The organism is Priestia sp. J2 (assembly GCF_020790095.1).
Taxonomy (GTDB): Bacteria; Bacillota; Bacilli; order Bacillales; family Bacillaceae_H; genus Priestia; species Priestia zanthoxyli.
Genome location: NZ_CP086208.1, coordinates 2358923 through 2384145 on the forward strand (window position 1 = coordinate 2358923; position 25223 = coordinate 2384145).

Genomic DNA, 25223 nt, shown 5'->3' on the forward strand with positions numbered 1-25223 from the left:
AAGATGCACTAATGAATGCTTTGCATTTAAGTAAAATAGGAAACAAAATGACTAATAAAGTAGGCGTTCGTGCTATTATGCATGACATTCAAGAAGTGCTCAATTCTGATCTCAATCAATATGTGAATTTAAGCGCTGGAAATCCTGCCATACTCCCTCAAGTTTATGAAATGTGGGAAGAAGCTTTAAAAGATATTGTGAACGACAAACAACTAAAGAATTTGATTAGCCAATATGGGTCTAGTTACGGTACGTATGAATTAATTGATTGCATAAGAGAATACTTCTTTAGGAATTATCGTATTGAGCTGGACAGAGAACAAGTCTTGATCACTTCAGGAAGTCAAAATCTGTTTTTTTTAGCTATAAATTCATTTTGCGGTACAAGTAAAGAAGGAAGAGTTAAAAAAGCATTAATACCTATGCTGCCGGATTACGCTGGGTACAGCGGAGTGGCACTAGAGGAAGCTATAATAGAAGGAATTCCTCCTATCGTCTCAAAGCTTGATCATCATACGTTTCGTTATGAATTTAACAAACAGGCATTCAAAGATAAAATAGCACAGGACCCAGATATCGGAGCTGTCGTATTATCAAGACCTAATAATCCAAGCGGCAACATTCTTTCAAAAGAAGCCGTACACTTTATATCCCAAGTATGCAAGGACTATAACATTCCATTGCTAATTGATTCAGCGTACGCACCTCCTTTTCCGGCTATGAACTTTGTTGAAATGAATCCAATTATACATGACAACATCATTCACTGCATGAGTCTTTCTAAAGCCGGATTGCCTGGAGAGAGAATAGGAATTGCTATAGGAAAAAGTGACTTCATAAAAGTAATGGAAGCATTTCAATCAAATATTTTGATTCACTCTTCTAGGTTAGGTCAGCGGATGGTGGTTAACACCTTAAAGAACGGAAAGTTACCTGGAATTTCAGCTAACTATATAAGAACTCATTATAAACAAAAACATGACTATTTAAAAAATCTTTTAACTACACATATGCCGGATGATATTCCTTGGTATTTACATAAAGCGGAAGGTTCGTTGTTTGGTTGGCTTTGGTTAGAAGGTTTGACTTTCAGTGATAACGATCTATACAATAAATTAAAAGCAGAAAACTTGATTGTAGTACCAGGCGGATCATTCTTTCACGGCAACCGGTCTTGTCCTCACAACCAGGAGTGCATTCGCATAAGTCTTACTGCTACAGATGAGGAGTTAAAGAAAGGAATTGATATTCTTTCGTCAGTAGTCAAGAAAGTATACAGTTCAGATTTTATATGTGAAACAGAAAAAATCTAATTTCTTAAAGGTTTAGAGGTGAAAAAAGCCGACCTGGTTGCTAGGGTCGGCTTTTTTGTTTAGATTAAGCAATAGGCGCATTAAAGAAAACAAACAGACATTTTTAATAATGTTTCTCTTTTAATTGGTTAACTTTATAAAGACCAGGATTTCACCGTTGTAAATTAAAGTTTTTTAGATACTTTGATGACGGTTTCTTTTTGTTTTGAGATACCTTTAACAGTACCTTCTGTTCGCTGGAAACCTTCTCCGCAAAAAGTATGACTTGTTTTTTGGACAAAAGGTTGATCTGTCTTTAAAGAGTTAATAAGCTCTCGTGCATCATCAGGCTTCATATCTTTATACCAAATACCGTCTGGGTAGGAAATGACGACGCATTTATCATGACATCTTCCATTACATCGAGTGCGAGTCGTATGTATGTATTCGTCCATCTCTTGATTAGCTATCTCAGTTCGAATCGCTTGTGTAACTTCTTCGGCTCCAACTCGATTGCAGCTGCTTCCATTGCAAATGAGAACGTGATGTTTCGTTGTACCTAAGTTCCATGTAGCCATGTTGATCCCTCCTATTAAAAGTAATGATTACGATTTATGACGTATAATGATTCCTTTTTTAGCAAAGAGGGCCCTTTACCTCATTAGAATTTTACCAGCTTGATTTTTTCACCCCAGGAAGCTGTCCCTTGTGAGCAAGTTCTCTAAATGCAATTCGCGAAAGCTTAAATTTACGTAAATATCCACGAGGTCTTCCCGTTACTTCACAGCGATTATGCAAGCGAGTAGAAGAAGAGTCTCTAGGAAGCTTTCGTAGTTCATTATAATTTCCTTGTTCCTTTAACTGTTTTCTTAACTCAGCATATTTTTCGACAAGTGCTTGTCGGTGCTTTTCTTTTGCTATTTTTGATTTTTTAGCCAAATAATCAATCCTTTCTTAAAGTCCTTCTTGAAAATCGTAATCATTACTATTTATATTTTTATATCATAAACCACTAAAGAATGAAATGCAACTCATATTTAATGAGTAAAGTTATATTTTTATATGCTGAAAAATAGTTAAAAAAATACGATAATATACAATTTCTTTTGGAACTGGATAATTTTTTGCAATGAAAGACTCTTATATTTCTGCTAGCATATGAACCACGTCAAGAAATAGCAAGGAGGCTTTTATTTTTATGATGAAAAAACTAGTAATTGCTATCGCAATGCTTATCCCGAGTTTTGGTGCAGGTTACTCAGCATTTGCTGCAGCACCCGCTCATGAACAGCACATTCAAGTAAATAAAAATGATAAAGAACTATTAGCTCGTCTTGTATCAGCTGAAGCCAAAGGAGAGCCGTACGCAGGCAAAGTAGCCGTGGCAACAGTTGTATTAAATAGAGTCGACAGCAGCAAATTCCCGGACACTGTAAAAGGCGTTATTTATCAAAAAGGTCAGTACAGCCCGGTCAGCAACGGTCAAATCAATAAACCTGCAGACAAAGGTTCAAAAAAAGCTGTAGAAGAAGCAATTAACTTCCAAGGTCAAGGAAAAGGTTCATTATTCTTCTTTAATCCTGATAAAACGGGAGATCAATGGCTGCGCCAAAAACAAGAAACAATTAAAATAGGGCATCATGTATTTGCAAAATAATAAAAAAGCTAATGGCTAGCTACGTGCTGTCATTAGCTTTTTTAGTTATGTACATAACATAAACAGTAGAACAACCTTCGAAATTAGAATTTTATGGTAAAATAAAAGAGGTCATTTGTAATTAAAAATATGAGGTGATAACTTGAAAGAGAATATGATGTTTGCTTGGATAGCTTCATGGTTAGCTCTTGTTGGTCAGCTCATTTTTTTTATGGGAGTAGCGCTTTTTACAGGGGATTGGCGCTACATGATGTGGAGTTTTATGATAAGCATAATTGTAGGTATACCTAGTATAATGGGTACCTATAAACGAAATCAGCAGCTAAAAGCATACAAAAAATAAGGAATATCGTATTGAAACGCGTTATGAAAGACTTAGAGAAATCCTCTAAGTCTTTTTTTGTTTGGGTATAAAAAGACATGAACCGTACTCCGTTCTTCTAAAAAAAGTACTTTTTACATAGTTTATCAATACAGAACATTTGATAAACACGCGGAGGAGTAAACATGAAGGAGCAGCCTAATTTTTTGTTGATTATGGTGGACGAAGAACGATTTCCACCCGTATATGAAAGTAAAGAAGTAAAAAAGTGGCGAAAAAAACATTTAAAAGCACATGAATTTTTAAAACAGCATGGAATGGGGTTTACTCGTCACTACGTCGGTTCTACAGCCTGTTCACCGAGTCGAGCTACATTGTTTACAGGGCAGTACCCTTCCTTGCACGGAGTGACCCAAACGCAAGGTATCGCAAAGAAGTCACAAGATCCTGATATGTTTTGGCTGCAGCCTAATACCGTCCCAACGATGGGAGATTATTTTAAGCAGGCTGGGTATCAAACCTTTTATAAAGGAAAATGGCATATTTCTGATGAGAACATCTTAATTCCAGGAACACATAACGTTTTTTCTAGCTACCAGATGCAAACAGGAATACCGGATCCAGAAAAAGAGCGCCTCTATCAACGGGCTAATAAGCTTGAAAAGTTTAGTTTTTTAGGGTGGATTGGTCCAGAGCCGGAAGGGAGAAACCCGCACAATTCTGGTTCATCTGCGGCCATTGGAGTGAGTGGACGAGACGAAATATATGCAGAGGAAATCATAGAGCTTATTCAACAATTAGAATATCAAAAGACTGCGCAGCCTTGGCTCATGGTAGCTTCGTTTGTGAACCCGCATGACATTGCGCTGTTCGGAGCAATCACCAAACACCTTGCTATGTTTCAGTTTTCTATTGATGAGACAATTCCGAACATCGAGCCGCCACCTACTATTAGAGAATCTTTACAAACGAAGCCTAGCGCTCAAAGCAGCTATAAATACATCTACCCAAAAGCGCTGCAGCCGACGCCAAATTCTAGTTTCTACCGGCGCTTATATTATCAGCTTCAAAAAAATGTTGATAAACAAATTTTGAAAGTCCTTCGGACTATAGAACAATCTTCGTTCTATGACAATACCATTATTATTTTCACGTCGGATCACGGTGATTTGCTTGGGGCTCACGGAGGACTACATCAAAAATGGTACAACATGTATGAAGAGTCGATTCACGTGCCGCTTCTCATTCATAACAAGCATTTGTTTCCTAGTTATCAACGTACAGACGTGCTGACTAGTCATGTTGACTTGATCCCGACAATGCTTAGCTTGGCTAATATCGATGCTTCCGCTGTTCAAAAGCAATTGCAAAAAAGTCATACGGAAGTACATCCATTTGTTGGGCGAGACCTCTCAGGAACGTTGCGAGGAGAAACATCGCTCCATAAAGAAAAAGCACCGATTTTCTTTATGACGGATGATGACCCGACAAAAGGACTTCACCAAACAAATTTTTTAGGAGAAAGCTATCCGTCAGTCGTTCAGCCTAATCACATTCAAGCGATCATTGTCGAGTTTCAATCAGCCGCAGGAAAGGAAATCTGGAAATACGCTCGATACCATGATAATCCGCAATTTCGGTCAGCACCTAACGAAAAAGATGAAGTCATCCACCGAGAGCAATATGAAAGTTACCCGGTAGATCTTACTAACCTTAAAGAAACATCGGTTCCGGATCAAATTGAAATGTACAATTTGACCAAGGATCCGTTAGAAACAGTAAATTTGGCTTACCCGTATTTTTCAACAAATGAAACAAGGAAAATTCAGCGGCAGCTTGATGTTATTCTTAAAGAACAACTCAGGAAAAAACGGATTTTTCCGCAAAGTGGAAGCATGTACCAGGAGCTTCCGTCTAAAGATAGATAAAAAATAGTTTCGACGAGTTCAAGCCAAATATTGGTGTAAGTAGAAAAAGGTATATTTAATATTTTAGTATATAAATAAAAAACTGATGATACTTGTGCTATGTTACTTATTCTGATTTGAGCAGTACTGGATTTTAATTCGTTAATAATACTTAGATAAAGCAAATAAATGCTTGTAACATCTTTCTTTTTTGCCTTTATTCTTACACAATAAAGGTAAAAACAAAAATAAAATGTAGGTGTTAATATTATAATAAAAAACTTTTTAAGCCCATATATTCTTAAGTAACTTTTCGGGAATTTAAGCATAAATTAATTCTATAACATTAAGAAATAAAAATTACTTCTTGACTTCTGTAAAATTTATACACTATAATCACTTTTAACAACTAACAAACATTATTTGGCAACGAAAAGGACATGAATTAGGTGCTGTTTTCTTCGCAGAGAATAGGGTCAGCGGCTGGGAGCCCTTAAGAAATCATCTAATTTACCACCTTAGAGCTATTGCAGGGAATGTGCATAACTGAAACTGCAATCGGTAAAACCGTTATCTTTTTTTGAGCGTAAAATGCGTACAGGTATTTTACGGAATTAGGGTGGTACCACGACCGCATTCGTCCCTTCACTAGGGATGAGTGCGGTTTTTTATGTAGAAAAAATGAATATACAAGCATTGAAAAGGACATGAATCATTTTTGGATTTTCTTTACAGAGAGTAGGGTCACTGGCTGAGAACCCTTAGAAAACGAAATGAATTTACCACCTTGGAGCTGCGGCAGGGAATGTGTATACACTGAAACTGCAACCGGTAAAACCGTTATCTTTTTAAGCGTAAAATACGTATAGGTATTTTACGGAATTAGGGTGGTACCACGGCCGCATTCGTCCCTTTATTAGGGATGAGTGCGGTTTTTTTGTTGAATAAAAACATATTGGAGGAATGAACATGTCAAAACAAATGGAAGCAGAAAAACGAAATCATCAAAAATTAGGTCAAGAACTGGAGCTGTTTATGTCGATGGAAGAAGCTCCTGGTATGCCGTTTTTCTTACCTAACGGAATGATTGTTCGAAATGAGTTAGAAAACTACTGGAAACAAAAGCATTACAAAGCAGGCTATCAAGAGATAAAAACACCCATCATGATGAAACAGGAGCTATGGGAACAATCAGGGCATTGGGAGCACTATCATGAAAATATGTATTTTTCAAATGTTGACAAACAAAACTATGCGATTAAACCGATGAATTGTCCGGGAGCCATTTTATTGTTTAACAGCAAGCGAAGAAGCTACCGAGAACTTCCAGTTCGATACGCGGAGCTCGGGTTAGTTCATCGCCACGAGCTTTCTGGCTCTTTAAACGGATTACTAAGAGTTCGGTCATTCACACAGGACGACGCTCATTTATTCGTAGAACTCAGTCAGATCGAAGCTGAGATTAGCCGCATTCTAGCGTTTATCCATGACTTTTATTCACATTTTGGCTTTGATTACAAAGTGGAGCTATCCACACGTCCTGAAAAATTTATGGGAGATATTGAAACATGGAATCAAGCAGAAAAGTCGCTTCAATCGGTGCTAAATGAAAAAGGCTTAGACTATCAGGTAAATGAAGGAGACGGAGCTTTTTACGGGCCGAAAATCGATTTTCATATTTTAGATTCCCTAGGCCGCAGCTGGCAGTGCGGAACAGTTCAGCTTGATTTTCTAATGCCAGAGAAGTTTGACTGTATGTATATTGGAGAGGACAATAAACCGCACCGTCCCGTAATGATTCACCGCGCTATATACGGTTCCGTTGAACGATTTATGGCCATCTTGATTGAACATTATGAAGGTCAATTTCCTCTTTGGCTGGCTCCTGTTCAATTTAAGCTTTTGCCTATTGCACCGCCGCATGTGGAATATGCATACAAGGTGAAACACGAGCTGGAGTCACAAGGGTATCGTGTTGAAGTGGATGATCGTATTGAAAAAATAGGTCTGAAAATTAGAGAAGCCGAAATGCTCAAAGTTCCTTATATGGCCGTAATAGGAGATAAAGAAGTAGAAAATAAATCGCTTGCTATGCGAAAGCATGGGAAGAAAAACATTGGAACAGTAAGTGTTGAAGAGGCAGCTGTACACTTGAATAAAGAAATGGATTCAAACAGAGTTTATTGAAGACATTTACCTTGCTAAATAGAAAAATCCGATTTTTTAAGTCGGATAGTGATTCCCTTCATCTTGTCTTACACCAAAATGAAGGGAATATTGAACTAGAAGGGTATAAGATAATATATATCAGCAGTATAACTTTTGCCTTAGACAAACGCCGGTATTTTATAAAAAAAATTATCTTGTTCCATTCGAATCGTTTGTACGGGGGGAAGCTGAATCTTCATTTGACAATTTGTTCATAGGTTGCTGACCTCGCTTCTTTTTAGAAGGAGAATAAAAAAGAAATTTAAACATAAAGTACACTCCTAATGCTAGTAAAATACAGCCAATAAGTAAGTTAAGCATCTCTCTCCGCCCTTCATACACTTCAGTTTTCATCATTATAACACCCGTTAAGGTAAAACATTCATCGTTCTGTAAATAATCCCTATGTCAGGAATTTATATTTGAAGATAGGCGGCGAAAAAACTATCTGAAAATGAACCAATTTATTTTTTAGAATATTAATTTTATTCAAACTTATTATACATAATCACAATGATGATTTCTTTATTTAGTTGATAAAGCCAAAATAGATAGAGATTAAGAAATCGCTTACAAAAACTCTTGAAATATATATAATGATATTAGTATACTAATAGACAAGTTAGTAATTATTTCTATATAATTACTTCTGTATCTGAAGTAAAAACGCGTAGTCAAATAGGAAAAGACGTCATTTTTAAGTTTTTTAATGGATGAGTGGCAACAGAGAGGAGAGAGTGCAATGGGAAAACTATTTAAAAAGAAGTCAATCGAGCAATTATTAGAACAAAGTCAAAACAAATCTCTAGTCAAAACATTAGGGGCATTCGATTTGACTCTTCTTGGTATTGGAGCCGTAATAGGAACGGGGGTTTTAGTTTTAACAGGCTTAGTAGCTGCTAACGATGCGGGGCCAGCCGTTATTTTTTCTTTTATACTGGCTTCTATTGTATGCGGTTTTGCAGCGCTGTGCTATGCGGAATTTGCTTCAACTATACCTGTATCTGGGAGCGTTTACACCTATACATATGCAACCATCGGCGAAGTGGTAGCACACTTAATGGGATGGACATTGCTTTCCGTCTATTTATTAACGATGTCAGCAGTAGCAAATGGATGGTCTTCTTATTTTAATAATTTTTTAGAAGGCTTTGGTTTTTCACTCCCAAAAGAATTGATTACGATCCCTGCAAATGGAGGCCTGGTGAACCTTCCTGCTATTTGTATTACCCTTCTTATTACATGGCTGCTTTCAAGGGGAACTAAAGAAAGTAAAAAAGTGAATAATTTTATGGTGCTTGTTAAATTATTTATTATCCTTCTCTTTATTATTGTAGGGGCTTTTTATGTGAAGCCGTCTAATTGGACTCCTTTTATGCCTTATGGAATTGAAGGGGTTGTGACAGGGGGAGCGGCCGTATTTTTTGCTTTCTTAGGTTTTGATGCTTTATCTACATCAGCAGAAGAAGTAAAGAACCCGCAGCGCAATTTGCCAATTGGAATTATTAGTTCACTCGTGATCTGCACGATTATTTATGTAGCGGTATGCCTTGTTATGACAGGGGTTGTTTCTTACAAGGAACTGAATGTTCCAGAAGCAATGGCCTATGTTCTTCATTCAGTAGGACAAAATGCAGTGGCAGGAGTTATTGCTGCAGGAGCTGTCATTGGGATTATGGCTGTTATTTTCGCCTACATTTATGCAGCAACACGAATTTTATTCTCAATGAGCCGCGACGGCTTGCTACCAAAAGCATTTGCTAAAACAAATGAGAAAACGGGAGTTCCGACTCTCTCCACTTGGCTAGTAGGAATTATCGGAGCGTTAATTTCAGGATTTATCGATTTAAAAGAACTTGCGAATTTAGCAAATATCGGAGCCCTTTTAACTTTCGGTATGGTGGGCGTCAGCATTATCATCTTACGCAAAACGCACCCAACTTTAAAACGTGGATTTACAATGCCGTTTGTCCCGGTTTTACCAATTTTATCTGTATTATCTTGTTTATTTTTAATGATTAATCTTCCTAAAACAACATGGCTATATTTTAGCATATGGATTGTGCTTGGTATATTTGTGTATATAGGTTATTCTCGTAAACACAGTCGATTAACAAGTAAAGAAATGAAAAAAGCGAGTTAGAAGCAGAAAAAGAGCCTTTCATCCAAGAAAGGCTCTTTTTTTGCTTTTTGTTCAGTTGTTAGACAGTTAGGACGATTGTTCACTATGTTTTTTGCGTGTTTCCACAATAAACAGACAAGTGCTAATAACAAAAGCCGTTCCTACAAAAATGGCGCCAACCCAAGGAAGTGAAGTAAGTCCCATATGGTTAATAATTACGCCTCCGAAAAAGGCGCCAAAAGCATTTCCTAAGTTAGCAAATGAGTGATTCGAAGTAGAAGCTAAAGCAGGTGCTTCCTGTGCTAAGTTCATAATTTTCACTTGAATACCAGGCATTACAGCAAATGCTGCTGCTCCCCAGAAAAACAGCGTGATAATCGCGGCTGTTGGGCTTTTGACAGTAAACGTAAAAATAGTCAGCACAATACAAAGAAAAGCAAATATACCTACAACCGAAGGCATTAACTTCCAATCTGCAAGCTTTCCTCCAACAACATTTCCAAGCGTAACGCCGCATCCGTACAATACAAGTATCCACGTAACGCTGTGTTCACTTACTCCCGTAACGTCTTCAAGAAGCGGTGTAATGTACGTAAATACAGTAAATAAACTACCGCACCCTATTGCACTTAAAAGAAGCATCACAAGAAGTTTTGGTTGGCTAAAAGCAGCAAACTGCTGTTTTAGACCCGTTAATTTTTCTTGACCAAGCTTTGGGATAAACAGAATAATACCGATAAATGCAATGATTCCCATAATGGTAATAGCCCCAAACGAAGCTCTCCAACCTAAGTGTTGGCCAATAAATGTTCCTACAGGAACGCCGATAATATTTGCAATGGTTAAACCTGCCATCATCGTTGCAACAGCACTTGCTCGCTTATGCGGTTGTACGAGCCGTGAAGCAATAACAGCGCCTACTCCAAAGAAAGTACCGTGACATAACGCCGTAACTAAACGAGCTCCCATCAAAATTCCATAGTTAGGTGCAATAATAGCAATCGCATTTCCGAGAATAAATAAAAGCATGAGTAAACAAAGCAGAAGCTTTTGAGGAAGTCGATGAGTAAAAATGGTTAAAATTGGCGCGCCAATCGCTACTCCTAAAGCATAGCCCGTAATTAGCTGACCAGCAGTCGAAATGCTAACATGAAGGTCTTCTGCAACGTTAGGCAGTATCCCCATAATAACGAATTCCGTCATTCCAATAGCAAAAGCTCCAAGAGTCAACGAGATAAGAGCAATTGGAAAGGAATCTTTCTTACTGACCTGCTCATTAGCATGCATTGTATTCATGTGTGATCACCCTTTCTGTGTATAAAATTTATATCTCCTTGAAAAGAAGTCAATTACTAATAATACTTAAGTGATTGAGCTTTGACAACCAAAAAAGCTGATGTAAGCGGTATCTTTTGGGATTCCGTTTATCTTTATCATATATGAAGACAGTCAGACATAAATTTATTGACAGAATAAAGTTTAGTCCTATAAACTATTTTTAAAGTTGAATAGTTTATACCTATAAACTAAATGAGCAAAGGAGGGAAAGAAGTGACGAAAAGCAAGTTATATCAAGCTGTAGAACTTTTTGAAGAAGTGCTGTTTGTAGGAACAGAAGTCATTCACAGAGAGCTGAGCCATAACCTCTTCGAACATGTCTCAAGGCAGCAGTTTGATTTGTTAAATAGTTTAATGATTAAAGGTCCATCTTCACCTGGCAGTCTCGCTGTCTTGCAAGGTGTTCATAAAAGTGCCATTTCGAATCGAATTAAAAAACTGCTCGAAAAAGGGCTTGTGGAGTGGGACACTAATGAACTAGAGAGCGATAAACGTTCTAAGCTTATTAAGATTACGGCTGAAGGAGAAAAGGTAATACATGACGGAAATGCCGCGTGTTTTAGTATCATTGAGAATTTGTTTGATGATGTAGAAGAAGAAAAAATAGATACATTTATTGAAATTCTTACAATGGCAAAAGAAAAGTTAACTATAAAAGGGGAAAGCAAAAAATGAAATTTATTGTGAAATTTAAATGGGTGATTGCGGCCTTTATTTTAGCTTTAACGGTCATATTGATGCTAACGGCACCCAATTTAACAAAGCTCGCAAGTGAAAAAGGGCAGTCTCAGCTTCCTGATGATGCCGTTTCATCTAGGGCCAGCCAAATTCTCAAAAATGCCGGGGAAGACAGTAACACCATCAGCATGGTGATTAAGCTAGATAACGCATTAGATAAAGATAGTGAGAAACAGATACAGAAAATCATTGATAAGACAGAGAAAATTAAAGGTGTAAAAGATGTTACAACGCCTTTAACAGATGATCAAGATGTTCGTAACCAATTAATGTCTAAAGACAAAAAAACCGTTTTAGTTCCGGTTACTGTCAGTGGATCGGATGAAAAAGTTGAAAAAATAGCGAATCAGATTTATGACAGCGTGCCAAAAGACGTTACGGCATATGTAACAGGTGCATCTCTTATTAATCAGGATTTTGCACACAGTTCAGAAGAAGGGTTAAAGAAAACCGAGTTTATTACTATCTTCTTGATTTTAGGTTTGCTTCTACTCGTTTTCCGTTCAGTCGTGACGCCGTTTATTCCTATTTTAATTGTGGGAATCACATACTTAATCAGTCAATCGTTACTAGGTATTTTAGTTAAAAATGTCGATTTTCCAATCTCAACGTTCACGCAAACGTTCTTAGTAGCTATTTTGTTTGGAATAGGTACGGATTACTGCATTCTTTTACTTAACCGTTTCCGTGAAGAATTGGCTAACGGACATGATAAAGTAGAAGCCACGATCACGGCTTACCGTACAGCAGGAAGAACGTTATTCATCAGCGGAATTGCCGTATTTATTGGTTTTGCAGCCATCGGATTTGCCAAGTTTGCTATTTTCCAATCGGCCGTTGGCGTAGCAGTGGGAGTTGGTGTGCTGCTAGTGATTTTATTTACCTTGCTGCCACTTTTTATGGTTACGCTTGGAGAAAAATTATTTTGGCCGTCTAAAAAAGTGGCTTCTCATAGCGATAATAAGCTGTGGGGGTTTTTAGGAAGAAAGGCAGTAGCGCGACCGTTCGTATTTTTAGTCATTACAGCGATTATTACCGTGCCTTTTATTGTAACGTATGACTCAAAAGTATCGTTTGATTCTACTGCTGAAATAAGCAGTGATTATAAATCTATAAAAGGACTAAATGCTATCAGTGACGCACTGGGAGAAGGAAAAGCATTTCCTGTCAATGTTATTATTAAAGGAGATAAAGAGTTAACAAAGGCGGATGTTATTCCGTATTTAGGAAATATAAGCAAAGCAATTGAAAAAGTGGATCACGTGGATTCTGTTATGACGATCACACAGCCTACGGGAGAAAAGATTGATGATTTATATGTTAATTCACAGCTGGGCTCTGTATCAGACGGAATCAAAGATGCTGTTAAAGGAATCGGAGATGTACAAAAAGGATTAAGTGATATTGAAAAAGGGCTAAATCAAATAGCCGACCAAACGGGTTCTGCTTCTAAAGAATCTGGCGGGTCACTTGCACCTGCCGCAGACGGATTAGCTCAAGTTAATCAACAGCTGCAGCTTGTCAGCACTCAGCTCTCTACAACAGGAAATGTGCAGCAAGCGGTTCCTCAGCTTGCAGCAATCAGCAAACAGCTTACTACCATTCAAACCGGTCTTCAACAAGCAAATGAGAATCTTTCAGCTCAGCAAGGCCAAGTCGGAACCCTATCAGACAGTATCAATCAATTAGCAGAAGGTGTTGATAGTGCAAATGATGGGCTAACGAAAATCTCAGATGGCTTAACAAAAGCAACAGATATGCTTGATAACATGAGTGACAGCTCAACAGTTAGAGATACGGGTATTTATCTTCCAGCAGAAGTGATGAAAGATAAAGGGTTTAAACAATCCATCGACAACTATTCTTTTGCAGATGGAAAAGGAGTTAAGCTCAGCGTAGTGCTCGATCAAAATCCATATTCTGAAGAAGCCATTTCAACCGTAAAAAATATTGAAAAAGCGGTGGCAAGCGAAGTCGTTGATACGCCGTTTGAGCATACAGAAATTGTGTACGGAGGGGTATCGAGCTCAAATGCGGATTTAAAAGATTTATCTACAACGGATCTTTCACGCACAATGGTTATTATGATGATTGGATTGTTTATTGTTTTGACCATTTTATTCCGTTCAATGATCATGCCTGTATACATGATTGCTTCACTGTTGCTTACGTATTATACAGCAATGGGAATCTCAGAGCTTCTATTCGTGGATATAATGGGGAATGACGGAATCAGCTGGGCCGTGCCATTCTTTAGTTTTGTTATTTTAGTTGCTCTTGGAATTGACTATTCTATTTTCTTGTTAGACCGTTTTAACGAAGAAGTGAAAAGCGGCGTAGCAGAAGGCATGGTTACGTCTATGAGTAAGATGGGGTCGGTTATTATTACTGCCGCTATTATCCTAGCCGGAACGTTTGGGGCTATGATGCCATCAGGTGTATTAACGCTTGTTCATGTAGCAACAGTTGTTATCATCGGTCTTTTACTTTATGGTCTTGTTATTCTTCCGCTTCTTATGCCAGCGATTGTCGTGACGCTTGGAGAAGGAAACTGGTGGCCGTTTCTTCGAAAAAAAGAAAAATACAAAGTAGAAGAATAACTTATATATGCTGGATTTTATCAACAATCAGATATAACGTTAAGCATTAGATAGAGTAAAAATGAAGGATAGATGAGCGTCATGAGACTGCTTTATCTATCCTTTTTTTTGTGCTATTAGAAAACTTGAGCATGATTAAAAGTAAACTCAAGCAGGCGCTGTGATAAATATACCGGGTCGAATAAAAGGCTTCCTACTAGGAAAACCTATAGTCAAAAACATGCGGAGGTCTTTTTAATGAAATTTGTAAATCTTTTAGCTAATCAGCGAGAAAAACGACGCGAACAAATGCGTGAAGCAGGCACATGTCCAGACTGCTTAGGAAAACGTTTTCACCATGTTGGGCTTTATTTTGTGCACGTTTATGAATGTCCGAGCTGTCAGGGGAATGAGGAAAACTAAATAATTCAGCCGAAAAGCTTCTTCATAAAATAGAAGCTTTTTTTATTTCACCACTATTACAAGCTCAGTAGATTGAAAAGAATTGTTCCTTTAGAGCTAATAATGATAAGATTAAAAAAAGCAGCATCCAAGGTAATTCATACTCACTTTTACGTAAAAACCACTATAGTAGAGAGATTATATAAAAAGGAGATTCCGGCATGGGTGAAAAAAAGAATATTGATATAGGTGGTCTTAGTTTTGCTTGGGATTTAGAAAAAGGAAAATTTAGCTTTGAAGGAGAAGATGCGATTCTTTTTTGGATTTCTTCGGCGATGAAAACATTGTTTGACACAATCGAAGAAATATCTGGAGAAGAGGCAGCTTCGGTAGTACTGGAAACTACTGGTTTTCGACAAGGATTAGTAGTAGGAGAGTACTTTCAAAACATGAAGGGCGTAACGGTTTTTGAAGCGGCTGAGTTAATTACAAATACATACGCTTCGGCTGGATGGGGAAAAACAACTATCAAATATTTAAATCCTGAAAGTAAAACTCTATCTGCTGAATTAAAAGACAGTTGGGAACATAAAATTAACGTGGCGCAAAAGAAAACAATGGGAGGAAATTTTCTTCCGGCCCATTATGCAGGGATTTTTACAGGACTATTCGGAACAAATATTTGGTACAAGGTGATTCAACATCAAATAGAAGGGCATGAATGCACCACAGTAGAATACTTCCCTTCCAACATTGATATCACTCAAAATATTCATCAATTAGCGAGAAGAAAAGAAGCGCAGAAAATAGAACATTTGCAAAACATTGTAGCGGAAAAAACAGCAGAGTTAAAAGATCTTATTAAAAAGCTGTCTTCTCCTATTATTCCCGTTTTGGAAGGCATAGTCGTCGTTCCTTTGATTGGCAAATACGACGAGGATCGAACGGAAGATTTGATTGTCAATACATTAAATAACCTCCCAAAACATCAGGCTAATTATCTTGTGCTGGATTTAACCGGATTGGATAAAGAACTTACTGAATATACGGCAAGTCTTATCGAAAAATTAGGTGCAGCAGCGTCCCTGATTGGTACAAAAACCATTTTAGTAGGAATTTCTGCTGACTTAGGCTTAGTTATATCAGAGACTCATATTGATTTATCAAAATATGATTGTTTTCAAACACTGCAGCACGGCATTCATTATGCATTGGCACAAAGCGGACGAAGCATCGTTTAAAAGATATATTTTAAATATAACAAAATGCACTCATTCAACATCATAACAAATCTCTTTATCGAAGAACGGAAATGTATTGAAGGATTTCATTTTTTAAAAGAAGAATTGACACGAAACCAAAAGGTGTTATATTATTTTTATATAACACCTTTTGGTGTTATATTTGGAAAAGGAGAATGAAGACAACGATGAATGATAAAAGTGTAGTAGAAGATGTAAAACAGACGATAATATTTAACGCGCCGATTCAAAAAGTTTGGGATAAAGTAGCAACCGCAGAAGGGCTCCAACAATGGTTCATGCCTAATGATTTTCAGCCTCTGGTAGGATATGAATTTCATTTGCAATCGCCTTTTGGACCATCTCCGTGCAAAGTATTAGAAATAGATGCACCAAACTATCTTTCTTTCTCTTGGGATACGGATGGATGGGTCGTTTCGTTTACCTTAAAAGAAATGGGTAATCAAACTGAATTTACGCTTATTCATAGCGGCTGGAAAGAAGCTGAAACACTTCTTGAAAAAGCAAACGAAAAGAGTTCAGTGGTACGAGATAGAATGAGCTACGGGTGGACTAGTCTCGTGAATGAAAAACTTCGAAAGGTTGTTGAAAACTAAATGACTTCATCAGCTGCCAAGCATGATATCTTTCAAGCCATTGCTGATCCTACTCGAAGAAAAGTACTTGAGCTGCTTTCTGAAAAAGAATTGCCTATTTCAGAAATAACGTCCCATTTTTCAATAAGCCGTACCGCTGTTGTCAAGCATCTTCATATACTTTCAGAAGCAGACCTAGTCCATGGACAAAAAAAAGGCAGAGAAAAAGTGTATCATCTTCAGCCAGAGCCTTTGAAAGAAATAAAAGATTGGCTTTCTTACTACGAACAATTTTGGACAAACAAATTATCTATTCTTCAGCATATTGTTGAAAGAGACGAAGAAAGAAATCAATAGAAAAAGCATAAAAACGTTTTTTATAAGGAATATAGCAAAGCCAGTCGTTAAAAAGACTGGCTGTTTTACATAAAAGCTGGTTTTATTCTAGAAGGACAAATAAAAGAAAGATGCAGAACACCATAGGGCATTTCTTAAAATAAAAAGATAGACCTTTAGAAGAAAAAAAGGGGGAAACAGAGCAATGAACAAGCTTTTATTTTATGGGACGAGCGATGCTCAAGGAGTGCCTCGATTATTATGTGACTGTAAAGTATGCACGCAAAAAGATCCATTAAATCAGCGCACAAGACCTAGTGCACAGTTCACACTGGACGGTAACGTGTGTTTGATTGATGTATCACCTGATTTTAAACATCAATTTCATTTATACAATAACAAAAAAATCCCTTCTACCGTGTTTATTACTCATCCTCACAATGATCATGTTGCTGGTTTAGGGGATTTAGCCGACTTATGCTACTGGAATAATGTAAGTACAGAAGTCGTAGCAGCCCCTGAAGTCATCAGCGAGTTAATCAAAAGATTTCCTTATCTCGCAAAAAGAAAAGGGCTTACTTTTAATGGCACGTTAAAGTGGGAAAGCGGAGAAACGGCCATTACGTTTCATAAAGTGAATCACGGATTTAACGGTCATTCCTACGGCATTGTGGTTCATCAAAAACAAGGCGTACGCTGGGCGTATGTATCCGATTCTTTTAATGTGACAAAAGAACAGTGGGAGCCTTTTTACCACTTAGATTTACTGATATTCGGTACATCTTTTTGGAAAGAATATCTTCAAAAAGAAAAAAGATCCGTATATGATGTGACAGAGGCAATGGAGATTAAAGTGAAGCTACAAGCAAAAAACATGGTGTTCACTCATTTATCACACGATATTGATATCCCAAAGCACGCTGAGATGCTTTTAGATAAAAACGTAAGCTTTGCCTATGACGGACGCGAGATTTCATTACCTTATTTGTGTTGAGATTAATTAATATCTTATAGAATAATAATTTCAAACTAGGAAGGTAAAAGGGGTTAATAAGCAGGGATAGCTTGAAGTAGGAACGAACACGACACTAAATTGGAGCTAAAGAAGGGGATAGTGTTATGGATGCTATTATAGAAAAACCAAATAACCTCGGTGAATTATCTCGATTTCTATTAGAAAAAAATAGTCAGAAAACATCACATATTGGTTATTGTGGTGAAAAAGAAGAAGAAATCTACCAGACATTAAAAGAAGATTTTATTAGTGACGAGGGTGATATTAAATTTTTAATCGCTAGAAATAGGACAGGAGAAATTTTAGCGGCTATTGGATTTGATATCGAAGAAATGGTAGCAGAAGTGTGGGGACCTTTTAATAAAACATCTTCTATTGATTTGCAATCTCAATTATGGAAACAGTTAGTTAATGAAAATCCTTTGATCCAAGAATTTCATTTTTTTATCAATGAAGAAAATGAGCTGCAACAAGTATTTATGAATGAAATAAAAGCAAAAAAGACTGGTGAACACTTGATCTTAGAAATTAAAGAACAAAATTTTGATAAAGTTATTGAAATGAAAAGCGAGCCATTTAAACATAGTGATTTTCAAGCATTTGAAATGCTGCATAACGCAATGTTTCAAAATACTTATTATGATGGAAAAACAATTATTGAGAGACTTAACGATAGAAATATGTTAAAGATACTTAAAAATATGTCTAATGAGTTGCAAGGCTATGCGTACTTTGAAGTCGATACTGAAATGCGAGAGGCTTCATTGGAGTATATTGGTGTTTCAAAGAATGCTCAGAGTCAAGGTCTAGGAACGAGGTTGTTAAAGGAAGTTTTAACAGAGATGTTTTCATTTCCACAAATTAATGAAATTAAACTAACCGTTGATAGAGCAAATAGTCAAGCAAATCGAGTATATATGAAAGTTGGTTTTGAACCAAAAGATATTCTTATAAGTTATCGCCTCAAACTGTAAAAGAGTTAAGTTCAATGAGGGCGGAGAACATTAAGTGTAAAAGCGCTCGGATTTTTTTCGAGCGCTTTTACTTACCATTTATATTGCTGATTTGTAGTTCTAACTTATGCTTCTTTCTATCAACCGAATCCGTTAGAAACAAGGCAATTCTTTTTTTGTTGTAAATTAGATGCGCTCGATAAAATCACTCACAACTTTGTTAAACCGATCGCTTTCTTCGAGAAAAGGGCAGTGACAGCTGTTCTCAAAAACTTCAAGTACAGAACCTGAAACCAGCTTTTGAATATGCCTTCCAGCCGCTACAGGAATGAGTTTTTCTTCTTTTCCAAAGCACAGTAAAGTAGGAATTGTAATAAACGGGAGGAATTCTCGATAATCCACAATGGATTGATCAAACAAAATAGCACTAGCTATCGACTCGGGCATTTTCGTTACTTCTTTCATAATCCAATGTTTATCTTTTTCAGTTAATTCATCCTTAAACATAAGCGGAATAAAACTTTCTAATGTACTTGTTCGATCAAGCTGAATACCTTGCATAAGCGAAATAAGGGCAGGTAAATCAAATGCACCGATTGGAAAGTCTGACCATTTAAAGTCTGAAGCCATTTCATCTACAATAATATTCCCTTTTACATTTTCTTCACCAAATTGTTTCAAATATTCCCACACAACAAAAGCACCCATCGACCAGCCTACTAATATGACGTCTTTTAATCGATTATTATTTATAAACTCATGCACATCGCGAGCATAAGTGGAAATTGTGTGACCATATGGAGTATGACTTGAATTTCCATGTCCTCTTAAATCCAAAAGAATAGTTTGATACTGTTTCGAAAAAAAAGAAAGCTGGTTGTGAAAAAAACGACTGCTCATCCAAACTCCGTGAATGAAAATAATAGGTGTTCCTTCCCCTTGTTTTTCATAGTATAAAGTTGCACCGTCTTTTAATGTATAAAAAGGCATCATTTCCGTCTCCAATCTCAAAGGTTCATATCTCATCATGTATGCGCAGAAAAGCTCAGGTAGAACGTATCTCCGCAAGAAAATGTTCATAAAAAAACAAATCCTAGAAGTGTTCGCCTTGATATGTTATACTATTACAGGCTTAAATACTGTATGTTTTTGAAACAATCATTCACTGTAATACTTTTTAGATAGAAGCATCCTCATAAAAAGGATGTTGTTTTTGTCGTAATGTACCTTTAAGTAATGAATTGTTACCATCAATTCGGTTCACAATAACCGACCTACATGCATTATATCTTGCAAATATAAACAGATAGGTGGAAGAAGCAACATGACTGAAAGAAAACCATATCAAGTACTACTATATTATTTGTACACTCCAATTGAAAATCCTGAAGAGTTCACAGCTCAGCACTTGGCATTTTGTAAAGAGCTTGAACTAAAAGGACGCATTTTAATTGCGGCTGAAGGGATCAATGGAACAGTATCAGGAACAGTTGAACAAACAGATAAATACATGGAAACGATGAAAAATGATCCTCGTTTTGAAGGTATTGTATTTAAAATAGACGAAGCAGATGAACATGCGTTCAAAAAAATGCACGTGCGTCACCGCAAAGAATTAGTAACTCTTCGATTAGAAGAAGATGTGAATCCTCTTCGCGTAACGGGTAATTACTTAAGCCCAAAAGAATTTTATCAAGCGATGCAAGATGAAAATACGGTCGTAATCGATGCACGAAACGATTATGAATACGATTTAGGCCACTTCCGAGGAGCTGTTCGTCCGGATATTCAAAACTTCCGTGAGCTTCCTGAATGGATTCGCGACCACAAAGATCAGTTTGAAGATAAAAAAATCTTAACGTACTGCACAGGCGGTATTCGCTGTGAAAAATTCTCTGGATGGCTTCTTGAAGAAGGTTTTGAAGATGTAAGCCAGCTTCACGGAGGTATTGTAACATACGGAAAAGATCCAGAAGTACAAGGTGAACTATGGGATGGTCAGTGCTATGTATTTGATGAGCGCATCAGCGTACCAGTTAACCAAAAAGAGCATGTGATTGTCGGGAAGGATCACTTTACCGGCGAGCCTTGCGAACGTTATGTTAACTGCTCAAACCCAGAATGCAATAAGAAAATCTTAGCTTCTGAAGAAAACGAACACAAATATTTACGCGCTTGTTCACATGAATGCCGAGTAAGTCCCCGTAACCGCTATGTAAAAGAACATGGTTTAACAGAAGAAGAATTTGCAGCACGTGTTAAAGAGTTAGAAAACGAACACGTAACTTTATAATAAAAAAACAGCACGCTATATACAGCGTGCTGTTTTTTTATGAAAAGATTCTCTTGTAACCTAGTGTTTAGAGAAGGTTATGCAACGGGTATTTATAAAAAGGAAACATATTCCTGTTTTTTGTTTTGCATACTTAAAGGAATATGTTTTAGAAAGCGATTAAAAAACGGTTGTACATAAAAACAACAAAGGAGCTTGAAAATGGAAGCGAAAATTGAAAAAAAATACGATGGACGTTTGCTGGAAGGACCCCTATGGGATGAAGAAAATCAAAGATTAGTGCTAGTAGACATTTTAGATAAAAAACTTCTTACGTACGATCCAAAAACGACAACCTTAGAAGATATGGATTTTCCTTCAGTCGTTACAAGCGTTTCTACAACCAATCATTCAAAATTGATCGTCTCCACTCGTAATCAGCTGCTTTTAGTGGATAAAAACAAAAAGAATCATGAAGAGTATATCCGTTTAGATACTCTTGAAAAAAACATGCGTTTTAATGACGGGAAATGTGATCCATATAATCGCTTTTGGATTGGCACGATGAGTGAAGATGATGAAGAAGGAAAAGCCCAGCTGTACGTAGTAGATGAAAAAGGTGTAATTAAGAGTGCTAAAGAAGGATTAAGCGTGTCAAACGGGCTAGCTTGGAATCGAACAGGAGACAAATTCTTTCTGGTTGATTCCCCGAAAAATAAAATTATGTCTTATTCATTTTCTAAAGAAACAACAAGGCTCGAAGATGAAAAAGTGGTGATTGACCTTTCAGATATAGACGGGTTTCCTGATGGAATGACAATTGATGAGCACGACCGACTGTGGGTAGCGCTTTGGGGAGGTTCGAAAGTTATTTGTGTAGATCCAGAGAAAGGAGAAATTATAGAATCTATTCATCTTCCAGTTTCCAATGTAACCTGCTGTACATTTGGAGGAGACGATTTACAAACTTTATTTATCACCACAGCTAAGGAAGAAGAAAAATACGAAGAAGCTGCCGGCTCTCTTTTTTCATGCCGAGTAGGAGTAAAAGGCGTACCGGCTTATACTTACGTATATTAGACCAGCACTTATCAAAATGTAATGATTCAGACCAGTAACGATAGATATTAAATGCAGTTTCTACAACTCCTTTGCACTGCGTTCATTCCTTTTACATTTTATTCATTATGAGGAAGAGGAATAAAACATGACGATAACGAATTCCCATAAAGAAGCCTTTCAAAGAATATGAATACTTGTATTGGGTAACAATGGTTAAAGGTACAAAAGGAGGAATTGTTTTGGAACAAACATTGTATGAAAAAGTGGGCGGACAAGAAGCGATTGAAAAAGTAGTAGACTATTTTTATTCTGAGCTTGTTTTAAAAGACGAAACAGTTAGTCACTTTTTCGAGCACACGGATATGGATAAACAACGTCGACATCAAGCCAAGTTTATAAGCTTTGCCTTAGGTGGACCGAATCAATATTCAGGAAAGTCGATGGCCAAAGCGCATGCAAATATGAATATTCAGCCCGAACATTTTAATGCAATTGCTAAGCATCTTCACGATGCACTTGCTCACTTTAATGTTGAAGAGCCTGATATTGACCAAGCATTAAGTAAAGTTGAATCCCTAAGAAATGATATTCAATATAAATAAATCATAAAAAAAGAAGGTTACTGTAACCTTCTTTTTTTATGCTCAAAGCTGTGATGTATGAAGGAAACATGGAAAAGACATCGTAATATGATAAAAATGCAATAGGTGAAAATATTTATCGAAAGTCTGGGAGTGGGAGTATGTCAGCAATTAATGGGAAGCAATACGTAGAGAGAATTAACCAATTAAAAGCAAATGTATGGGTTGATGGCAAGCTCGTAACAGGCGATATATCAGAACATCCGGCTTTTAAAGGAGCCATTAACAGTCAAGCTAAGCTTTATGATCTTCAGCATGATAAAAAAATCAAAGATATCATGACATACCAATCTCCGGCTTCTAAGGAATTTGTCGGTACATCTTATTTACAGCCTAAAACAAAAGAGGAGTTAAAAAGGAGGCGAGAGATGACTCAGCAGTGGGCTCGCTTAACTCACGGTATGATGGGGAGAAGTCCAGATTATATGAATACCGTATTGATGGCTTTTGCATCCTCTGCAGAACTCCTGAGAGGAGCAGAAAATTGCTTTCCTGAAAACATCATTTCTTATTATGAATATGTGAGAGAGCACGACTTATCGCTCACTCATACATTCATCGATCCTCAAGTCAATCGAATCCAATTTTATTACGAGCAAAACGATGAACCGATAGCAGCAAGAATAGTTGATAAAAACAATGAGGGAATCGTTATCCAAGGCGCGAAACTGCTTGCTACACAGGGCGGAATGACAGATGAACTGCTCGTACTGTCTTCAGCGGGCATTCAAGGAAAAGAAAAAGGATTTGCTTTTTCAATTCCAAGTAATACAAAAGGAATTAAATTTATTTGTAGAGAATCATTTGCAGGAAAAGATTCGACGTTTGATTATCCATTAAGTTCTAGATTTGAAGAAATGGATACAATTGTTGTCTTTGACCATGTATTAGTACCGTGGAACCGCGTGTTTTTCTATGAAAATGTAGACGTATCAAATACATTCCTTGCTTCTAGTTCCTTCTCAGCTTTTGCTCTGCATCAAGTAACTTCAAGGAGAATTGTCAAAACAGAGTTTGTATTAGGAATTGTACAATCTCTGATTGAAACCATTAACATTACGGACTATCCGCATGTGCGAGAAAAAGCCACGGAGCTTATTATTGCGTTAGAAACGATGAAAGCTCTCGTGATGAAAGCAGAAGAAGAAGCGGAGATTGATACATGGGGATACATGCGTCCGAATGAAACTACACTTCGTATTGCCGCAAATATATTTTCAAAAACATATCCTACCTTTACAGAGATTATCCAGCTTTTAGGTGCAAGCGGACTAATGGCAATACCAACAGAAAATACGTGCCGCTCATTGGTTAAGGAAGATATTACGCGTTATTTGCAAGCTAAATCGAGAGGAGCAGAAGATCGAATTAAGCTTTTTCGACTTGCATGGGATTTAACGATGAGTCCGTTTGGCACAAGAGAAACGCTGTATGAACGTTTTTTCTTTGGAGAGCCTGTACAGTTAACCAGTTATCTGTACTTATCTTACGATAAAGAGCGCTATGTACAGAGAGTCACCGATTTTTTGAAAAGTTAATGGAGAAAACTGATCTCCGCTGGGTATGATAATTTAGTTGCAAAAACAGCGGAGATGCTTATTGAATAAATTTGAAAAATCTGCAATAATTTTCAGGGAATCATTTCTGTGAAAATACTAAGGAATACTATAAAGATAGGATGTTACAATGAAGCAATTAATCTATTTTGGTTTAGAACAAGCAAAATCTTGTGTTTTTCCTGTTATTATTTTTCTTACATTGGCCATGACAAAAATAATTGAAGTACCGTTTATTTCTAGATATGACCTTATTTTATTAGTCTGTCTAGGAACTCAAGTTTTAATGGTGGCGTTTAAACGAGAAACGCTTGATGAAGTAAAAGTCATTGCAGTATTTCATTTAATTGGACTAGCGTTAGAACTCTACAAAGTTCATATGGGCTCATGGAGCTATCCGGAAAAAGCTTTCACTAAAGTCTGGGGAGTTCCGCTGTACAGCGGATTTATGTATGCTAGTGTAGCCAGCTACATGTGCCAAGTGTGGAGAAGGCTTGAATTAAAGCTTGCGAATTGGCCTTCTACGTGGATTGTCAGTATACTAAGTATGACTATTTACCTTAACTTTTTCACGCATCATTTCATTTACGACTTCCGCTGGTTTTTAAAACTTTTTACTTTACTTATTTTTTATCGAACTTTTGTATATTTTACGGTTAACAAACGTACATATCGCATGCCTTTAGTATTGTCTTTTGTACTGATTGGCTTTTTCATTTGGATCGCTGAAAATATCGCAACATTTTTCGGAGCATGGCAGTATCCAGATCAACAGCAGCAATGGACAATGGTTCATATAAGTAAAATTAGCTCTTGGCTTCTTCTTGTGATTGTTAGTTTCTTGATTGTTGCTTTACTAAAGCATTTAAAAGAAAATCAGAGCCAATTTAAACAAAGGAAGAAATCCAAAGAAACAAACGAAATATATGAAAGATAGAAACATAACTATGTACACGCTGTTAATATGAGGTACAGAAGCTTTGGAG

Annotated in this window: 24 protein-coding genes and 1 other annotated feature; of the genes, 19 read left to right on the forward strand and 5 right to left on the reverse strand. The window is 37.0% G+C overall.

Annotated features, from left to right (window positions below):
* Positions 1–11 precede the first annotated feature (11 nt).
* Positions 12–1313 carry a valine--pyruvate transaminase gene (locus tag LJY09_RS11820; protein WP_098112618.1) on the forward strand — a complete coding sequence of 434 codons (1302 nt, stop codon included), beginning with the start codon at positions 12–14 and terminating at the stop codon, positions 1311–1313.
* A gap of 164 nt (positions 1314–1477) precedes the next feature.
* On the opposite strand, the gene LJY09_RS11825 is transcribed toward LJY09_RS11820, so the two are convergent.
* Both LJY09_RS11825 and rpsN read right to left on the reverse strand, forming a co-directional pair.
* A complete protein-coding gene (locus LJY09_RS11825) occupies positions 1478–1870 on the reverse strand; it encodes a (2Fe-2S) ferredoxin domain-containing protein (RefSeq protein WP_014460065.1) in 393 nt (130 codons plus the stop codon).
* A gap of 91 nt (positions 1871–1961) precedes the next feature.
* Positions 1962–2231 (reverse strand): 30S ribosomal protein S14, encoded by a 270-nt coding sequence (rpsN, locus tag LJY09_RS11830; protein WP_047750950.1) that lies wholly within the window; start codon positions 2229–2231, stop codon positions 1962–1964.
* 259 nt (positions 2232–2490) lie between these two features.
* Here rpsN and LJY09_RS11835 point away from each other — a divergent pair, with 259 nt between their 5' ends.
* The 4 genes from LJY09_RS11835 (at position 2491) to thrS (ending at position 7365) form a co-directional block, all read left to right on the forward strand.
* A complete protein-coding gene (locus LJY09_RS11835) occupies positions 2491–2949 on the forward strand; it encodes a cell wall hydrolase (protein ID WP_033579000.1) in 459 nt (152 codons plus the stop codon).
* A 142-nt stretch (positions 2950–3091) separates the two neighbouring features.
* Entirely contained in the window at positions 3092–3292 is a 201-nt protein-coding gene (locus LJY09_RS11840; RefSeq protein ID WP_098112619.1) for a hypothetical protein, read from the forward strand.
* Between the two features lie 164 nt (positions 3293–3456).
* Positions 3457–5199 (forward strand): sulfatase family protein, encoded by a 1743-nt coding sequence (locus tag LJY09_RS11845; RefSeq protein WP_228307751.1) that lies wholly within the window; start codon positions 3457–3459, stop codon positions 5197–5199.
* 666 nt (positions 5200–5865) lie between these two features.
* Positions 5866–6094, forward strand: a binding site (T-box leader).
* A 53-nt stretch (positions 6095–6147) separates the two neighbouring features.
* Positions 6148–7365, forward strand: coding sequence for a threonine--tRNA ligase (thrS, locus tag LJY09_RS11850; RefSeq protein WP_098999333.1), 1218 nt, complete (start codon positions 6148–6150; stop codon positions 7363–7365).
* Between the two features lie 171 nt (positions 7366–7536).
* Here the strand turns inward: thrS and LJY09_RS11855 are convergent, their stop codons facing one another.
* Positions 7537–7740, reverse strand: a complete 204-nt coding sequence (locus LJY09_RS11855) for a hypothetical protein (protein WP_223546605.1) — start codon at positions 7738–7740, stop codon at positions 7537–7539.
* Positions 7741–8128: 388 nt separating this feature from the next.
* Here LJY09_RS11855 and LJY09_RS11860 point away from each other — a divergent pair, with 388 nt between their 5' ends.
* Complete coding sequence (locus tag LJY09_RS11860) at positions 8129–9529, forward strand: amino acid permease (protein ID WP_048020877.1); 1401 nt, start codon at positions 8129–8131, stop codon at positions 9527–9529.
* 66 nt (positions 9530–9595) lie between these two features.
* Here LJY09_RS11860 and LJY09_RS11865 read toward each other — a convergent pair whose 3' ends face one another.
* Positions 9596–10804, reverse strand: coding sequence for an MFS transporter (locus LJY09_RS11865; protein WP_098112622.1), 1209 nt, complete (start codon positions 10802–10804; stop codon positions 9596–9598).
* A 255-nt stretch (positions 10805–11059) separates the two neighbouring features.
* Here LJY09_RS11865 and LJY09_RS11870 point away from each other — a divergent pair, with 255 nt between their 5' ends.
* The 8 genes from LJY09_RS11870 (at position 11060) to LJY09_RS11905 (ending at position 18727) form a co-directional block, all read left to right on the forward strand.
* Positions 11060–11521, forward strand: coding sequence for a MarR family winged helix-turn-helix transcriptional regulator (locus tag LJY09_RS11870; protein ID WP_033579007.1), 462 nt, complete (start codon positions 11060–11062; stop codon positions 11519–11521).
* A complete protein-coding gene (locus LJY09_RS11875; RefSeq protein WP_228307752.1) occupies positions 11518–14184 on the forward strand; it encodes an MMPL family transporter in 2667 nt (888 codons plus the stop codon). The genes LJY09_RS11870 and LJY09_RS11875 overlap by 4 nt, the downstream gene beginning before the upstream one ends.
* Before the next feature lie 237 nt (positions 14185–14421).
* Positions 14422–14586: a hypothetical protein gene (locus tag LJY09_RS11880; RefSeq protein ID WP_165573448.1), complete on the forward strand. Its 165-nt coding sequence runs from the start codon at positions 14422–14424 to the stop codon at positions 14584–14586.
* 200 nt (positions 14587–14786) lie between these two features.
* Positions 14787–15806, forward strand: coding sequence for an STAS domain-containing protein (locus LJY09_RS11885; protein ID WP_098112624.1), 1020 nt, complete (start codon positions 14787–14789; stop codon positions 15804–15806).
* Between the two features lie 188 nt (positions 15807–15994).
* The gene (locus LJY09_RS11890; RefSeq protein ID WP_028413312.1) at positions 15995–16423 is read left to right on the forward strand and encodes an SRPBCC family protein; all 429 of its coding nucleotides are present in this window, start codon (positions 15995–15997) and stop codon (positions 16421–16423) included.
* The gene (locus tag LJY09_RS11895; RefSeq protein WP_028413311.1) at positions 16424–16759 is read left to right on the forward strand and encodes an ArsR/SmtB family transcription factor; all 336 of its coding nucleotides are present in this window, start codon (positions 16424–16426) and stop codon (positions 16757–16759) included.
* A 184-nt stretch (positions 16760–16943) separates the two neighbouring features.
* Positions 16944–17732 (forward strand): MBL fold metallo-hydrolase, encoded by a 789-nt coding sequence (locus LJY09_RS11900; RefSeq protein ID WP_098112625.1) that lies wholly within the window; start codon positions 16944–16946, stop codon positions 17730–17732.
* A 125-nt stretch (positions 17733–17857) separates the two neighbouring features.
* Positions 17858–18727, forward strand: coding sequence for a GNAT family N-acetyltransferase (locus LJY09_RS11905; RefSeq protein WP_028413309.1), 870 nt, complete (start codon positions 17858–17860; stop codon positions 18725–18727).
* 165 nt (positions 18728–18892) lie between these two features.
* On the opposite strand, the gene LJY09_RS11910 is transcribed toward LJY09_RS11905, so the two are convergent.
* Positions 18893–19696, reverse strand: coding sequence for an alpha/beta fold hydrolase (locus LJY09_RS11910; RefSeq protein ID WP_028413308.1), 804 nt, complete (start codon positions 19694–19696; stop codon positions 18893–18895).
* A 334-nt stretch (positions 19697–20030) separates the two neighbouring features.
* On the opposite strand from LJY09_RS11910, the gene LJY09_RS11915 reads away from it, so the two are divergent.
* From LJY09_RS11915 to LJY09_RS11935, 5 genes are all read left to right on the forward strand, one after another.
* A complete protein-coding gene (locus LJY09_RS11915) occupies positions 20031–20999 on the forward strand; it encodes an oxygen-dependent tRNA uridine(34) hydroxylase TrhO (protein WP_028413307.1) in 969 nt (322 codons plus the stop codon).
* 201 nt (positions 21000–21200) lie between these two features.
* Complete coding sequence (locus tag LJY09_RS11920) at positions 21201–22058, forward strand: SMP-30/gluconolactonase/LRE family protein (protein ID WP_228307753.1); 858 nt, start codon at positions 21201–21203, stop codon at positions 22056–22058.
* Between the two features lie 221 nt (positions 22059–22279).
* The gene (locus LJY09_RS11925) at positions 22280–22642 is read left to right on the forward strand and encodes a group I truncated hemoglobin (protein WP_025751868.1); all 363 of its coding nucleotides are present in this window, start codon (positions 22280–22282) and stop codon (positions 22640–22642) included.
* A gap of 140 nt (positions 22643–22782) precedes the next feature.
* Positions 22783–24219 carry a 4-hydroxyphenylacetate 3-monooxygenase, oxygenase component gene (gene hpaB, locus LJY09_RS11930; RefSeq protein WP_228307754.1) on the forward strand — a complete coding sequence of 479 codons (1437 nt, stop codon included), beginning with the start codon at positions 22783–22785 and terminating at the stop codon, positions 24217–24219.
* 148 nt (positions 24220–24367) lie between these two features.
* The gene (locus tag LJY09_RS11935) at positions 24368–25174 is read left to right on the forward strand and encodes a DUF817 domain-containing protein (protein WP_028413304.1); all 807 of its coding nucleotides are present in this window, start codon (positions 24368–24370) and stop codon (positions 25172–25174) included.
* Positions 25175–25223: the final 49 nt, after the last annotated feature.

What these genes read in the sequence shown, in the direction of transcription:
- LJY09_RS11820 (WP_098112618.1), top strand. Translation starts at nt 12, where the DNA reads ATGAATGCTTTGCATTTAAGTAAAATAGGAAACAAAATGACTAATAAA.
- LJY09_RS11825 (WP_014460065.1), bottom strand. Translation starts at nt 1,870, where the DNA reads ATGGCTACATGGAACTTAGGTACAACGAAACATCACGTTCTCATTTGC.
- LJY09_RS11835 (WP_033579000.1), top strand. Translation starts at nt 2,491, where the DNA reads ATGATGAAAAAACTAGTAATTGCTATCGCAATGCTTATCCCGAGTTTT.
- LJY09_RS11845 (WP_228307751.1), top strand. Translation starts at nt 3,457, where the DNA reads ATGAAGGAGCAGCCTAATTTTTTGTTGATTATGGTGGACGAAGAACGA.
- thrS (WP_098999333.1), top strand. Translation starts at nt 6,148, where the DNA reads ATGTCAAAACAAATGGAAGCAGAAAAACGAAATCATCAAAAATTAGGT.
- LJY09_RS11855 (WP_223546605.1), bottom strand. Translation starts at nt 7,740, where the DNA reads ATGAAAACTGAAGTGTATGAAGGGCGGAGAGAGATGCTTAACTTACTT.
- LJY09_RS11860 (WP_048020877.1), top strand. Translation starts at nt 8,129, where the DNA reads ATGGGAAAACTATTTAAAAAGAAGTCAATCGAGCAATTATTAGAACAA.
- LJY09_RS11865 (WP_098112622.1), bottom strand. Translation starts at nt 10,804, where the DNA reads ATGAATACAATGCATGCTAATGAGCAGGTCAGTAAGAAAGATTCCTTT.
- LJY09_RS11875 (WP_228307752.1), top strand. Translation starts at nt 11,518, where the DNA reads ATGAAATTTATTGTGAAATTTAAATGGGTGATTGCGGCCTTTATTTTA.
- LJY09_RS11880 (WP_165573448.1), top strand. Translation starts at nt 14,422, where the DNA reads ATGAAATTTGTAAATCTTTTAGCTAATCAGCGAGAAAAACGACGCGAA.
- LJY09_RS11885 (WP_098112624.1), top strand. Translation starts at nt 14,787, where the DNA reads ATGGGTGAAAAAAAGAATATTGATATAGGTGGTCTTAGTTTTGCTTGG.
- LJY09_RS11890 (WP_028413312.1), top strand. Translation starts at nt 15,995, where the DNA reads ATGAATGATAAAAGTGTAGTAGAAGATGTAAAACAGACGATAATATTT.
- LJY09_RS11895 (WP_028413311.1), top strand. Translation starts at nt 16,424, where the DNA reads ATGACTTCATCAGCTGCCAAGCATGATATCTTTCAAGCCATTGCTGAT.
- LJY09_RS11900 (WP_098112625.1), top strand. Translation starts at nt 16,944, where the DNA reads ATGAACAAGCTTTTATTTTATGGGACGAGCGATGCTCAAGGAGTGCCT.
- LJY09_RS11905 (WP_028413309.1), top strand. Translation starts at nt 17,858, where the DNA reads ATGGATGCTATTATAGAAAAACCAAATAACCTCGGTGAATTATCTCGA.
- LJY09_RS11910 (WP_028413308.1), bottom strand. Translation starts at nt 19,696, where the DNA reads ATGCCTTTTTATACATTAAAAGACGGTGCAACTTTATACTATGAAAAA.
- LJY09_RS11915 (WP_028413307.1), top strand. Translation starts at nt 20,031, where the DNA reads ATGACTGAAAGAAAACCATATCAAGTACTACTATATTATTTGTACACT.
- LJY09_RS11920 (WP_228307753.1), top strand. Translation starts at nt 21,201, where the DNA reads ATGGAAGCGAAAATTGAAAAAAAATACGATGGACGTTTGCTGGAAGGA.
- hpaB (WP_228307754.1), top strand. Translation starts at nt 22,783, where the DNA reads ATGTCAGCAATTAATGGGAAGCAATACGTAGAGAGAATTAACCAATTA.
- LJY09_RS11935 (WP_028413304.1), top strand. Translation starts at nt 24,368, where the DNA reads ATGAAGCAATTAATCTATTTTGGTTTAGAACAAGCAAAATCTTGTGTT.